The 13903-nt window shown below is 46.1% G+C and carries 11 protein-coding genes and 1 pseudogene; 2 read left to right on the top strand and 10 right to left on the bottom strand.

Annotated features, from left to right (window positions below; translation table 11 throughout):
• Window positions 1-70: 70 nt before the first annotated feature.
• The 9 genes and pseudogenes from ACE41H_RS13390 to ACE41H_RS13430 all read right to left on the bottom strand — a co-directional run bounded on the left by ACE41H_RS13390 (window position 71) and on the right by ACE41H_RS13430 (window position 10915).
• The gene (locus ACE41H_RS13390) at window positions 71-2350 is read right to left on the bottom strand and encodes a GH32 C-terminal domain-containing protein (RefSeq protein WP_375355771.1); all 2280 of its coding nucleotides are present in this window, start codon (window positions 2348-2350) and stop codon (window positions 71-73) included.
• Window positions 2347-3843: pseudogene (locus tag ACE41H_RS13395) on the bottom strand (glycoside hydrolase family 32 protein); the annotation flags it as partial. The pseudogene ACE41H_RS13395 and the gene ACE41H_RS13390, both read right to left, overlap by 4 nt.
• A gap of 47 nt (window positions 3844-3890) precedes the next feature.
• Window positions 3891-5513 (bottom strand): ABC transporter substrate-binding protein, encoded by a 1623-nt coding sequence (locus ACE41H_RS13400; RefSeq protein ID WP_375355772.1) that lies wholly within the window; start codon window positions 5511-5513, stop codon window positions 3891-3893.
• A gap of 121 nt (window positions 5514-5634) precedes the next feature.
• A complete protein-coding gene (locus ACE41H_RS13405; RefSeq protein WP_375355773.1) occupies window positions 5635-6531 on the bottom strand; it encodes a carbohydrate ABC transporter permease in 897 nt (298 codons plus the stop codon).
• A 12-nt stretch (window positions 6532-6543) separates the two neighbouring features.
• The gene (locus tag ACE41H_RS13410) at window positions 6544-7494 is read right to left on the bottom strand and encodes an ABC transporter permease (protein WP_375355774.1); all 951 of its coding nucleotides are present in this window, start codon (window positions 7492-7494) and stop codon (window positions 6544-6546) included.
• A 164-nt stretch (window positions 7495-7658) separates the two neighbouring features.
• The gene (locus ACE41H_RS13415) at window positions 7659-8627 is read right to left on the bottom strand and encodes a LacI family DNA-binding transcriptional regulator (protein WP_375355775.1); all 969 of its coding nucleotides are present in this window, start codon (window positions 8625-8627) and stop codon (window positions 7659-7661) included.
• Window positions 8628-8833: 206 nt separating this feature from the next.
• Window positions 8834-8947: a hypothetical protein gene (locus ACE41H_RS13420; protein WP_375355776.1), complete on the bottom strand. Its 114-nt coding sequence runs from the start codon at window positions 8945-8947 to the stop codon at window positions 8834-8836.
• Complete coding sequence (locus ACE41H_RS13425) at window positions 8940-10025, bottom strand: NAD(P)H-dependent flavin oxidoreductase (protein ID WP_375355777.1); 1086 nt, start codon at window positions 10023-10025, stop codon at window positions 8940-8942. Before ACE41H_RS13425 ends, ACE41H_RS13420 begins: the two co-directional genes overlap by 8 nt.
• Before the next feature lie 35 nt (window positions 10026-10060).
• Window positions 10061-10915, bottom strand: a complete 855-nt coding sequence (locus ACE41H_RS13430; protein WP_375355778.1) for an alpha/beta fold hydrolase — start codon at window positions 10913-10915, stop codon at window positions 10061-10063.
• Between the two features lie 133 nt (window positions 10916-11048).
• Between ACE41H_RS13430 and ACE41H_RS13435 the strand changes: the two genes are divergently transcribed.
• A complete protein-coding gene (locus tag ACE41H_RS13435) occupies window positions 11049-11912 on the top strand; it encodes a LysR family transcriptional regulator (protein WP_375355779.1) in 864 nt (287 codons plus the stop codon).
• A 298-nt stretch (window positions 11913-12210) separates the two neighbouring features.
• On the opposite strand, the gene ACE41H_RS13440 is transcribed toward ACE41H_RS13435, so the two are convergent.
• Window positions 12211-13056 carry an aldo/keto reductase gene (locus ACE41H_RS13440; RefSeq protein ID WP_375355780.1) on the bottom strand — a complete coding sequence of 282 codons (846 nt, stop codon included), beginning with the start codon at window positions 13054-13056 and terminating at the stop codon, window positions 12211-12213.
• Between the two features lie 218 nt (window positions 13057-13274).
• Here ACE41H_RS13440 and ACE41H_RS13445 point away from each other — a divergent pair, with 218 nt between their 5' ends.
• Window positions 13275-13751: a MerR family transcriptional regulator gene (locus ACE41H_RS13445; protein ID WP_375355781.1), complete on the top strand. Its 477-nt coding sequence runs from the start codon at window positions 13275-13277 to the stop codon at window positions 13749-13751.
• Window positions 13752-13903 lie beyond the last annotated feature (152 nt).

The raw sequence follows: 13903 nt of genomic DNA on the forward strand, positions 1-13903 counted from the left end.
CATGATGAAAAAGGAGAATAATAGAGCGTTTTCACAATGTAAGGTGATAAGGAGCGCCTAAGCGCTCACTTTACCAAATGGCTTGCATATCCCATATATCCAGGGATTTAACTGTTAGCTCCCCGTCTCCCCAAATCTCTAGCCCCAGAGCATCCATACGGCTCGGATACACACGGGTCGTCAGGCTTTTCAATCCGTTGGCATAGGCTTCGACCATGGAACGGTCCAAATAAAGGTGAAGCTTCAGATTCTCACCTGACAGCTCCAGCTTGCCGCCCTGGATCCCTCCGCATCTTTCTCCCGGATGCAGCGTCGTTTTCGTCCGGTCGGACAAGAGCATAGATTGATTCGCATCATAATACAGCAGCGTTTCTTCTTCTCTGTCCGGGGTGCACCGGACCTTGATTCCGAATCGTTTGGCGCTGCCCGGCTCGATTTCCAGTTGAATCTCAAGCATGTCGCCTTGAACCTCCCGGAGCCGTACATTCGCCTCGGCCAATGACTTGTCCCGAAGCGATATCCGCTTCTCCCCCCGTAACGATTGCAGCTCCTCAATAGGCTCGATTCCCAGTCGTCCGTCATCCCGCAAATAGACGCTTAACGCCAAACCGCCGTTATGGGCCCAACCCGATTTATATTCCAATTCGGGCGTCCGCTCCCCCTGGGCGATCGTAAATATGATATTTCTGCCGGTTCTCGGATCCACCATTCCGCTTGGACCGGTAAAGTGGAAATCACCGACGTCAATCAGTTGCGGCTCCTCTTGATCAGGAACAAATGTAAGATTTTGCTTGTCAAGCTGCCCCATCCAATAGAACACCTCGACATCCGCCCCTTTTCCCACTGGGCTGACCAGCAGAAGATGTTTGTTCACCCCCTGCTTGTCGCAACCAAGCGGAAGCAGCACGGGAAGCTCCCAGATTGGGCCAAGATAAGGGAACTTCTGAAGATCCGCTTTAAAAAGGGGGCCTTTATAGGTCCAATTCAGCATATCCTTGGACGCAAATGCCAGCGCCGCGCCTCCTTCGCCTTCCATCCCCGACCCGACCAAAGCATACCAGCCGTCATCGTCCTTCCAAACAAAGGGATCTCGGAAATCACCGAATGCACCCATGCCCTTCTTCTGCACGATGAGCGGCTCCGGATGTTTGACCCAGTGAACCAGATCCGGGTCTCCATCCCGAGAATAAGTGCTGCGGGCAAGCGCAACGCTCTGATTCGGCGAAGCGCTGTCATTGCCTGCCGTAAAGAACAAGACAGGCAGACCGTCCGCATCATAGGTCGCGCTTCCCGACCAGATCCCGTCCGGTGCAAGCTGATCCTTCTCCGGCGCCAGCGCCACGGGGAGGTCGCGCCAATGCACCAGATCTTCACTTACCCAATGTCCCCAATGGATCTGATGAAAGAAAGGCCCTAGCGGGTTATGCTGATAGAACAAATGATATTTCCCATCAAAATAGATGGGCGCATGAGGTTCATTCATCCAATGGGCCGGCGGGCTGACATGATATTGGGGTCTATGCCGGTCCGACAGCAGGGGCTTCCGGTCCAGCTTGATCTCATCATATTTTAAGGACGGTCGGACACCTCCATGGGCGGAGTCCAGTACATGCCGATAAGCAGCGGCCACCTCTTCCGCGCTCAGGGCACGATTATAGATCTTGAGCTCATCGATGATGCCGCTAAACATGTGCAGGCTGAACACCTTTGCCAGACGGCTGCTGTGATTGTTCTTTCCGATGAGCAGATCGCTGTCCACAGCCTCGGCCAAGCGGGAACCGCGTGGCAAGGTAGTCGAAGCGATTTCACTGCCGTTCAAATAAAGCTTCATTTCTCCCTGGTTCCCATCGAACACCGCACTTACATAAGACCATTCATTTTTGGGCAATTCACAGCCGTCCGGTGACCAAATCTCCGCCCAAGCCCCTCCTTCAAGCCCAACCTGGAAAGACCATGATCCGTGGCGAAACATGCCCAGCAAATAACCCTGCTTACGGTCCATGTTGTAGCGGTTCACGATGGAAGCCAATTTACCACCCTCCCCCCATTCGTAGGAGCGGGGCGCTACCCATACTCCGATGCTGAGCGCTGTCAGAAACCCAGGCTCTCCACTCGAATTTCCCGTATTGACCCGATGAGCAACGTATGTCGAGTACCCATCGAACAGGAGTCCGCTGCCCAATATGCCCTGTCTCCACTGCGGATCGCACGGTTCCGTAAACTCCGCTTGCTTAAATACGTATTGAATATCATCATGAGTTTTTGATACGCTCTCCAGAGCGCTTGCTCCGCTTCCTTCATCGAAGGCCCAATACATGATCAGCCCCCGATTGTCGGGTACTTGGCTCACGCGTCATTCCCCCTTGAAGTCTGCTCGACGGCACCATTAGGAATAGGAATGGATTTAAGAATATGAATTTGAAGTGAGTTCAATACAACCTGCCCCGAATTCGTGCTTATCCAAACATTCTCGATCGGAGCATCAGGGAAAATTTGATCCGTCAGCACAGTCAGGCCCTCATTCCCATACACTTCAACCGCATTGCGGTCCAGCCAGATATGCAACTTGATCTTTCCATCCTCCGGAACCAGGCTTACACCGTGATTGCATGCAAACTCCGGATGAAAGTCAGTCAGACCCGATTTGGAACGGTCGATAGATAGCCGTTGAGACACAGGATCATATGCAATCATCGTCTCGTTTTGCCCGGAGGACTTGAATTTAATATGCACCTCGTTCCCGGACCGGGTATCGATATCCGCTTCTATCTCGAGCAGACCATCGTTCGTCTGCTGTGTAAACGGCACGTCCTGCATCACCGTAACATCCTTCCAGCTCATCGATGTTTTTCGCAGCCGTTCAACTTCCCGGACAGGCATTTGAGTCAGAACTATGCCTTCGTCCCGGCTGGTCAATGACAAGGCACGGGGCAGAGTCATGGCGCCTCTCCAGTCTCCGGTTGGCGTCTGGTTGGCATATTTCCAGTTGCTCATCCATCCGATCATCACGCGCCGACCGTCTCGCTCCGGTATATCCGACCAGGTGACACCCGCATAATTATCCCTGCCATGATCCAGCCAAAGGATATGATCGGTCGAGTTGTCATTGATGAACCTATTTCCGTCGAACTCTCCGATAAAATATTGTGTGCGCGAGCCTTCAGGACAGTCGGGATTATCCCCAATGCTTATGATAAGCACCCATTTGGAGCGCCCGCTGTCATCGATCGGTAATTCAAAAAGGTCCGGGCATTCCCAAACGCCGTCATGCGAGCCTTTCCCTTTGCCGAATTCTCCTGTTAGCGACCATTCACGCAAATTTTTCGACCCATAAAAACGAGCATGGTCTCCCGCCACAAGCACCATCACCCACCGCTCACTCAGCGGATGCCAGAACACTTTCGGATCTCGAAAGTCGATCAGATCATCCTCGGCGAGAACCGGGTTCCCCTCATATTTGTGCCAACTTCGGCCTTTGTCGCTGCTGTAAGCCAAGCTTTGCCGCTGGCGCGGCTGCCCGGTCTTCGGACAGGTGTCCGCATGGGTAAAAATGGCGACCAACCCATGCGAACCTTCGAACAGTCCGCTGCTGTTATCCCAGTCCACTACGCAGCAGCCGGAGAAAATGGCTCCATGCTCATCCGGAAACAAAGCGATCGGCATATGCTCCCAATGGATCAAATCCGGACTTACCGCATGTCCCCAATGCATGGGCCCCCATTGGTTGCCGTGAGGATGATGTTGGTAAAACAGATGATATTCTCCCTCGTAATAGACTAATCCGTTCGGATCATTCATCCAATGGGATGGAGGCGAAAAATGAAAGCCCGGTCTGAATCTCTCATAAAATACATCTTGCACAATTTCTCCCACCAATCGTTTGAGATTATTTATTTTTGTAAATTTGCATGATAACGGTCCAATCCTGTTTGATAGATTTCCATCAATTCGTTCAGGCCCATCTTCTCCAGTGTCTTCACATATTTATCCCACTGTTCATCCACGCCGCCATTAACAATGAATTTACCTCGCTGGGCATTTACATATTTAATCAGTTCCGGCTCAATTCTATTGATTTTGTCCAGCTCTTCCTTTTCAAAGAAGATATTTGGATAGTTTTCCTTCTCCATATATGGATTGTAATATTGCTCCAAATCTTTAACACGCTGCTGGGCCCGTGGCTCCAGATCAACAACTTTTCCAAGGTCTTCGATGGTAATAACACCAGGGCCGCCTGCGCCTGGAGCCACTTTTTGACGGAATTCACCTGCAGAGGTTCCATCAGGGAGCGGCAGGTTCACCAACTTGCCATTTTCGTCTTTCTTGAATACAACATCCAGCGGACCCCAGTGGATCTGAGCCGCCATATATGATTCATACTGCTGATCGATCCAGCGCATCGTGATTTCGGGATAGCGGTTCGCTTTTGTTATCACAAAGGCGCCGCGTCCCGGCCCCCCTCCGTTGCCGCGGCCGATCAATTGGTCACCGTTCGGTCCTTTAAGCGGAGACAGTAAAGCATAATCTTGGCTTCGTTCAGGTCCGACAACCTCTTCGGCTTCCCACCAGATGTAAGAGCCAAGTGTTTCGTCCTTCGTTTTGCCTTTTGCCAGATACTGAGCAGCGTCCTGGGTGAAAGATTCGGGGTCAATCAGGCCCTGCTTATACCATTTTTCGTGAAAATACTTCAAAGCTTCCTTGTACTGAGGTTGCGTCGCAGTAAAGATCACTTTTCCGTCACGGACGATCCGATGCTCCATGTTATCCGGAAGTCCGAAAGCTCCGAATATGCCGCCAATGTCCATACACCATTGCATGTGCATGAAGCTTAACGGAATTTCATCGGCCTTGCCGTTGCCATTCGGATCCTGCGTTTTAAAGGAAATCAAGGCTTCCGTATATTCATCGAGCGTTTGCGGCATTTTCAGACCGAGCTTATCAAGCCACTTTTTATTGATGACATGAAAGAAAGGGTTGGTTCCCAGGTTATTCTCTTCCCACGACGGTAACCCATAAATGTGCCCATCGGGCGCTGTGATCGCTAACTTGATGTCAGGCCTGCGCTCCAAAAGCGCTTTCAAATTAGGTGCGTACTGATCGATCAAATCCTCCAGTGGAATGATCGTTCCGTCTTTACCGTAATTGATGAGCTCGTAATCCGAAAATCCGGCTGCGTAAAAAGCGTCCGGCAAATTTCCGCTGGCCAGCAGCAAATTTTTCTTCTCTGCGTAGTCTGTGTCCGGAATGTTCTCCCACTCGATCTTTACATTTGTTTGCTCCCCCAGCCGTTTGAAAATCTCCATTTCGGAATACTCCGGCGCCAACGCTGCTTTTGGGGATACCATCCTTAACGTCACTGTTTCTTTAACAATCGGCAGACCGGTTTTGTTGAAATTCGTATCCTGCTTCGGATTTTTCACCTGATTTTTGGAGCCGTCTTCTCCCGAACATCCGCTCAGCACAAGGGCTCCGGCCAGCACGAGAATTCCTGCGCTTTTGAATAAAGATTTCATCGTACCTAACCTCCCTTTAGTTCATCCCATAAAAATCACAATATTCATTTCCCAATCCGGCTTTGTCTGGATCAGAATAGCTGACTGCCATATATCCCCTCCCTTCAAGAAATCGTCAGTATCAGCCCTTGATCGAGCCAATCATTACCCCTTTGACAAAGTACTTCTGCAGAAATGGATACAAAATCAACAGTGGCAGGCTGGACACGATAATAACACCGTACTTGATAAGCTCAGTAACCCTCATCTTCGCTGCATAGGATTCCACATCCACCATCATCCCGGAGTTGACCTGATTTTGGACGAGAATGTTGCGCAGCACCAGTTGAAGAGGATACTTGCTCTCGTCGTTCAAATAGATCAAAGCATCGAAAAAGCCATTCCAAAAGCCGACGACATGATACAACACCATGACTGCAATGATGGACTTGGACAGAGGCAAGACAATACTCCAAAAAAATCGGGTGTTGGAGCAGCCGTCGATTGAAGCGGCTTCCCACATTTCATCCGGAATGGACGACTGAAAGAATGTCCGAACGATGATAACATTGAATATACCGCCAGCTCCAGGAATAACCAGCGCCCAAATCGTATTTAACATGTGCAGATCCTTGATCAACAAATACGTGGGAATCAACCCGCCGCTGAAAAACATGGGGATCAGCAAAAACCACATCACTGCTGATCTCCCGACCAGATCCTTGCGGGCTAAAGGATAGGCTGCAAATACGGTAACAGCTACTCCGATCAAGGTTCCCAAACCCGCATAAAGAAGGGAATTTGCATATCCGATCCAAATAGAGGAGTCATTAAAAATTCGTAGATAGCCATCGAGTGTAAACCCCCTCGGATATAACCATACTTCTCCTGAATAAATCAGATTGGGGTCACTGAATGAAGCAATCAATACAAAATACAGCGGAAATAATATGAGCAGCATGACTACCGTCAGCACGAAATAGTTAATGGCGTCAAACCAGGCGTCCCCTCTGCTTTTTCTCTTCAAAAGATTGTTCAAAGTAAATCCCCCTTACCACAGACTGGTTTCCGTCAATTTTTTGGCGATCCGGTTAACGGTGACAATCAGGATGATGTTGATAACGGAATTAAACAATCCAACCGCCGTCGAAAAGCTGTATTGCGCCTTCTGAATCCCTAATTCGTATACATAGGTTGGAATAATATTGGAGGTGGCATAGTTCAGATCACTTTGCATCAAAAAAGCCTTTTCGAAACCGATGCCCATAATGTTTCCAAGTGCGAGAATAAGCAGAATGATAATCGTCGGAAGAATGCCAGGAATATCTACATACCACACCCGTTTCCATTTACTCGCACCATCCATAATGGCGGCTTCATGCAGTTCAGGATTGACCCCTGCAAGCGCTGCCAAGTAAATAATCGTGGAGAATCCGGTCTCTTGCCATATCCCTGACAAAATATATAAAGGACGGAACCAGCCTTCGTCAGCCATAAACAGAATGGGTTCTCCCCCGAACCAGGTAATCATGTGGTTCACGAGCCCGCTGTTTGGCGATAAAAAAACATGGAGCATACCGACAAGCACAACGGTAGAGATAAAATGGGGCGCATAAATGACCGTCTGAATAAATTTCTTGTATCGCTTGCCTAACATTTGATTCAACATAACCGCTATGATAATCGGAGCCGGGAAGCTGAACAAAAGTGACAGGAAACTGAGCGTCAGCGTATTGAACATGATCGTCCAGAAATTATAAGAATCGAAAAAATCAATAAAATGCTGAAAGCCTACCCATTCGCTGCCCCATATCCCCTTACTCGGTGAAAAATCCTTAAATGCAATTTGCACTCCATACATCGGGTAGTACTTGAATACGAGATAAATCAAAACAATCGGCAGCAGAAACAGATACAGTTCATAGTTGCGTTTGATTCGATCCCAGGTTTTACGGTTTTCTTTGATAACGAGTTGATATTCTCCGGAATCTCTTGGATTCATCCTGATACTCCCTTTCCTATATAATATTTGTAATTGAAACGTTTCCATTTTATTTGAAACGTTTCCAATTTAGTTTAAGAAGAACGCCAACCGCAAGTTCACTGGTGCAGCGACTGAGCGGTTGATGTTTTTCTAATAACCGTTGAAAAGGTTTCAATGAATAACTAAGTGGTTTCACCTCGTCTAAATATGACCGGAAGACGATAAACTTCCCGGTCCAAGGTTTCTCCTTCTATCTTTTTGTAGAGCAGCCTGATCGTCATACGAGCCATCTCCTCTACAGGCTGCCTGATCGTTGACAATATCGGATGAAAATAGGAATGATCCTGAATACCGTCATATCCGATAACCTTTACATCCTCTGGAACACGAATCCCCTGCTTGCCTGCTTTATCTATATATTTCGCGGCAAACATATCAGTAATGGCAAAAATACCGTCCACATCGTGATACTTATCCAGAAACTCGTCAAAATAGGCATCGTCGTCCAAAACAGGGTCCGGCTTCTCGTATACAACATAGTCGACTCCCATTGTTTTCGCCTCATGTATGAAACCTTCTCTCCGATTCATGGTTTCACTGAAAACGGAGGTGATACTGCCCAAAAAAGCCATTTTTTTTGCACCTGCTTTGACAAGTTCCCTTAACGCCAGGCGCCCCCCTTCATAATTGTCCGAAGTGACGCATGTGATTTTCTTGTTAAAGTGTCTGTCGATACTGACAATCGGAATGTCATTGCTTACGTTATTTTCAATATCATTGTACGTAATACCAACAATACCTGCCACTTTGTTTTGCTGCAGCATATCGAGATAATACAATTCCTTTTCGGGTTTGCCGCCGCTGTTGCACAGCATAAGCTTAAAGCCTTCCCGGTCCAACTCATCTTCAATGTAATATGCCAATTCAGAAAAGAAAGGGTGCCAGATACTTGGGAGCAGCAGGGCAACCATCTTGGATTTCCGCATTTTGAAGTTGCGGGCAACCTCATTAGGGATATAATTCAATTCTTGTATGGCTTTCTCCACTTTTTTGCGTGTAGCGGGTTTTACAGAGCCCGAATTGTTAATGACTCGGGATACAGTTCCCACAGCTACGCCAGCCAAGTTGGCTACATCTTTAATACTAGACATCTAACCCTCCACTTGTAGCATCTCTTATGACAATCATAATAATACTAAATTGGAAACGTTTCAACAGTTAATTTGGAAACGTTTCATTTTTTTTGCGGACGTGCATAATCACAATCAATCACGAAAAGGCGGCTCTCCTGGTCATAACCAAGGAGGCCGCCTTTTCACAGGCAATACAAAATCAGAGGGGCAAGATGCCCAGTTTATCAAGGAGCATCATAGCTCACAAGATAAGGCTGGAGCTCGGTATTGTAATGACCAATGCTATATTCAACGACCTGTCCGTCGGCACTGTAGGAGTATCGGATACGCTTAAGCATAGAAGCTCCTTCCGGGATGCCAAGCAACAAGAACACTGGCTTGGTCAATGGTTTGTTTTACAATTGAAGCGGCAGGCTGGTCGCCTGCTAACCGAAGACCCTGGCCCGCCCAAAGTGACATATACTCAGGGTTGTTCGCTTTTGCAGCCGCCTGACGAATGTCCCGGGTCAACCCGTTTTGAATGGGGTAAGCCGGGATTGTTCCTGGGTACTGATGCATGTCCATCATAAATTTTGTTTGAATGCCTCTTGAAGCTTTTCCGGAATATGCACGTGTAATTTCAGTGGAGTCCTCATTTGTCGTGAGGATTTTCTGTTTGTACGTTTCGTGGGCGCCGCTCTCGGGGCAGGCTAGAAACGCAGTGCCCATCTGTACTGCAGCGGCTCCTAATGCAAGGCTTGCTGCAAGTCCCCGCCCATCCATGATTCCCCCTGCTGCGATGACCGGGATCGACACATGGTCAACAATCTGTGGAACAATAGCCATAGTGCCTATCAAAGCATGGGAAGGGTCTTTCATGAAGGTCCCTCTATGCCCTCCTGCTTCGCTCCCCTGAGCCACAATGGCATCTGCACCAGCCGCTTCCAATTGCTTGGCTTCATCAACAGTTGTTGCAGTTCCAATGATGAATATCCCATGCTGTTTCACGGTTTGCATCACCTCTTGCGATGGTATGCCAAAAGTGAAACTAAATACGGATACACGCAACTCCAAAAGTACCTGTACCTGCTCCCCAAATGATTCTGAAAACTTCAAAATCGATGGATTTGGGGTAGTGCCAAGTTTGATGCGGTATCTGTTCAGATAATCTGTCATCCGGTAAATTGCTTCTTCCGACTCTTCTGATTGCTCAGGCACAAACAAGTTTACTCCGAAAGGCTGGTCCGTTCGCTGCTTGATCTTTTGGATCTCGCTACGGAGTTGCTCCGGCGTTAAGTATCCGCCCCCCAGGTTGCCTAGCCCACCGGCATTTGAAACAGCTGCTACTAATTCGGGCGTCGTAACGCCACCAGCCATCGGCGCTTGAAAAATCGGATATTGAATTTTAAGAATGCGCGTCAAATCAGTCTCAAACATCTTTGAAACCTCCTGAATTAAAATTACCCCTATTTTCAAATCCCATGATTGTTCAAAAAATTCAGCATTCGTTCTCCAATTTCATAAGCATGTGTTTCCAATGCAAAGTGCCCGGTGTCCAGTAAATGAATCTCGGTGTCAGGTAAATCTTTCTTAAAAGCCTCGGCGCCAGCCGGAATAAATGAAACATCATGTTTACCCCATGTTGCTAATAAGGGCGGCTGATATTCACGAAGATACTGCTGAAACTCTGGATACATTTTTACGTTATTTTGATAGTCAAAAATTAAATCCAATTGTTTCTCATCATTCCCCTGCCGGGACATATAAGCAATATCAAGAGTATAACCATCTGGAGAAACTTGGCCTTCCTTCGTTCCATCAACATATTGGTTTTTGATCGTGTCAGGGGCAAATGCTGTCCTATAACTTTCTCTTTTTTCTCGCGTAGGATAACGCCAATATTCTTCTCGTGCTGCCCACTTTTCCCCTAGTCCTTCACGATAAATATTGCCATTTTGGCTTATGATGGCTGTGACACGTTCTGGATGGTGCATGGCTATGCGAAAGCCAATAGGGGCTCCGTAGTCAAAAACATATAACGCATATTTAGCAAGCCCTAGTTTATCGATAAAGGATTCAATCATTTCAGTAATATGGTCAAATGTATACTGGAACTTTTCTCTGTCAGGTGATGAAGAATTCCCGAACCCCGGATAATCGGGAGCAATTATATAGTAGTCTTTTTCTAAAACAGGTATTAGCTCTCTAAACATATGACTAGCGGACGGAAAGCCGTGAAGCAATATAATGACTGGCTTATTCGGATTACCAGCCTCACGATAAAATACGTTTAATCCTTCAACCTCTAGTGAATGATAAGTCGCCATATTGTAACCTCCTGTCTTCTTCATAAGACCTGCTGCTTACCAAACTAATTGTAACTTCTCACAAATATCGTGTAAAATGAATTTATACGATTGGTAATATTAAAATTATCAATAATTAGATGGAGGAATAACAGTGGACATCCGGGACTTGCAGATTTTTCTGGCAGTTGCAAACGAAGGAAGCATTACCAAGGCAGCTGAAAAAATGGAATATGTTCAGTCGAGTATAAGTATCCGGATCCAACAGCTTGAGAAAGAGCTGAAAACAACGCTATTTCGTCGTGGGCGGCAAGGGGTCCGGCTCACAACATCCGGAGAGGCACTCAAGTCTTATGCTGAGAAAATTGTCTTCCTTACTCAAGAGGCGGAACGTGTCGTGGCAGATAACTCGATCCCAAGAGGGCCACTTCGGATCGGATCGCTCGAAACCACAGCAGCAATTCGGCTACCGTCTATTCTCACCGATTACCATAAATCATATCCAGAGGTGGATTTGGCATTAAAAACTGGAACAACGGAAGAACTTATTCACTTAGTGTTGAAATATGAGTTGGACGGAGCTTTCGTAGCTGCACCAGTTGATCATGCTGATCTCAATATTTCAGAGGTAGGGATCGAGGAACTTGCGTTTATATCAGGAGGACAATTCCCCTCAATTGACCAGCCTGAACAATTGCAAAATCTGACTTTACTAGTATTTCGTGTTGGGTGTTCATACCGACGAAAACTTGAGGATTGGTTACATTTGCAAGGAATAATTCCTGCTAAGATCATGGAGTTCGGAACATTGGAAGGAATCCTTGGATGTATTCATGCTGGTCTCGGGGTATCCCTTTTACCACGCTCGGTGGTTGAAAGAGCCATGGTTCAATATAACTTGCGATCTCAAGAAATCTCTAAAACCCCGACTCTATTCATACGTCGTAAAGATACTTATGAAACTGCAGCTATATCCGAATTTATCCGGATTTCAAGACAGAGGTTCAATCTTACTTAACCTGCCAGCAAAAGAAATGAAAACAAGAGGAATAGAAACTTCTTGATCATACAACACTTCCCATCGTCTTTACGGTCTTCCTCCGTAAACGGCGATGTCTGCCTCCAGATTCAAAAGCTGCTCCAAAGCGCCGCTGGAGTTCGTCGTGGTGATCTTCATTGATGCCCACATATCTCCGCACAAAAAATAGGCCGCTGTTCACAGCGGCCTTCGTCTATACGCCAAATCCATTAAGGAAACTGAAATATCTTTGAATCCATCTTTGCCAGAATTCCCGAACAAACGGTGAAGTACGGTTTTATTTGCCAAGATTAATGATATACTCTACGGTTTGTGGATCATAGTGGGAGAAGAATAAACTTTCACCTGTATCCAGTGCAGCAATTTTTCCCATGTCCTCCACTGTCAGTTTAAAATCAAATACATTGAAGTTTTCTTCCATTCTATTTTTATTGACCGTTTTTGGAATGACCACTACGTCTCTCTGAATCAAGAAACGCAAAGCAACCTGAGCTGTAGATTTGTTATATTTATCGCCGATTTCCTGTAAGGTGGAGTTCGTGAATAAATGGTTCTTTCCTTCTGCAAAAGGGCCCCAGGATTCGATCTGTGTATTGTATTTTTTCATAATTTCATGTGCTTTTGCCTGCTGGTTAAAGACATGGGTTTCCACCTGATTCACAGCCGGTACCACTTCGCTGAACTCCACCAGATCGACATATCTATCCGGATAGAAGTTGCTTAATCCAATTGCTCTGATTTTACCTTCTTTATAAAGTTCTTCCATCGCACGGTACGTTCCATAATAATCGTTAAATGGTTGATGGATCAGCACCAAGTCCAGATAATCAAGCTGGAGTTTGTCCATGGATTCCTGAATAGATGCTTTTGCTTTGTCATAACCTGCATTGGAAATCCAAACTTTAGTGGTGATAAAAAATTCTTCTCTGGGCACTCCACTTTTCTTGATCGCACGACCTACCGCTTCTTCATTTTGGTAGACCTGTGCAGTATCAATGGAACGGTAACCCACACGGATAGCATCGAGCACGCATCTTTCACATTCCGCCGGATCCTGAATCTGATAAACACCAAAGCCTAAAATCGGCATCTTTACTCCATTATTCAAGGTTACAAATTCCATTTCAATTCCTCCTATACTTTCCATGATTATTTTTTCTTTATTAATACTACAATCACACCTTACCTCATTCGTGTTACACGAAGGCAAGTGCCTAATAGAAAAATGATTTATCATTACAATTATGGATCAGCAGACGAGACAAGATTGCCTCGCTTAACACCTTCGGGTAACATGAAAGCAAGAGGAAATATATTTGTAAATTCATGTGGAGGGATTTTATGTACACGGTAAAAGAAGTGGCACAAATGCTTGACTTAAGTGAGCATGCAGTTCGTTTTTACACGGATAAGGGATTAATACCAAGCATACAGCGAGATCAAAATAACAACCGCCTATTCAATGAGGAATCCGTCAATTGGCTTATCGGTGTCAAAATATTAAAACAATGCGGGATGTCTATCGAAGATATTAAAACTTATGCAGATCTTTCTTTAAAAGGTGATTCTACAATTCAGGAACGCTACGAGATCATTTTGAGACAAAAAGAACGTGCCCTTCTTCAATTGCAGGAAGCTAAAAATACAGTTGATTATTTGGAAGCGAAAACCAACTATTACCTTAACATTATTGAGGGTGTTATTACTGATAGCTCCAACCCCACTAAATGGCCTTTAAAATATGAAGTACATGAAGTCTGGGACTCTATAAGAAAAACGTCTATCGACGTACATTCACAGAAGACAGACCGCGTTTAGCAGTAGTTTTCCTTGCGGCGACAGAATTGTTTCAGATCCGCTGAAAATTTATAAATTCTGGCATCTTCAATAACGTTGGCGCAAATAACGATGCTCTTCTTTGTTTTTTACATCATGGTCAATGGCTGCTTTGAGAGGATTCGGCAATGATT

Source organism: Paenibacillus enshidis, from assembly GCF_042136365.1.
GTDB lineage: Bacteria > Bacillota > Bacilli > Paenibacillales > Paenibacillaceae > Paenibacillus > Paenibacillus enshidis.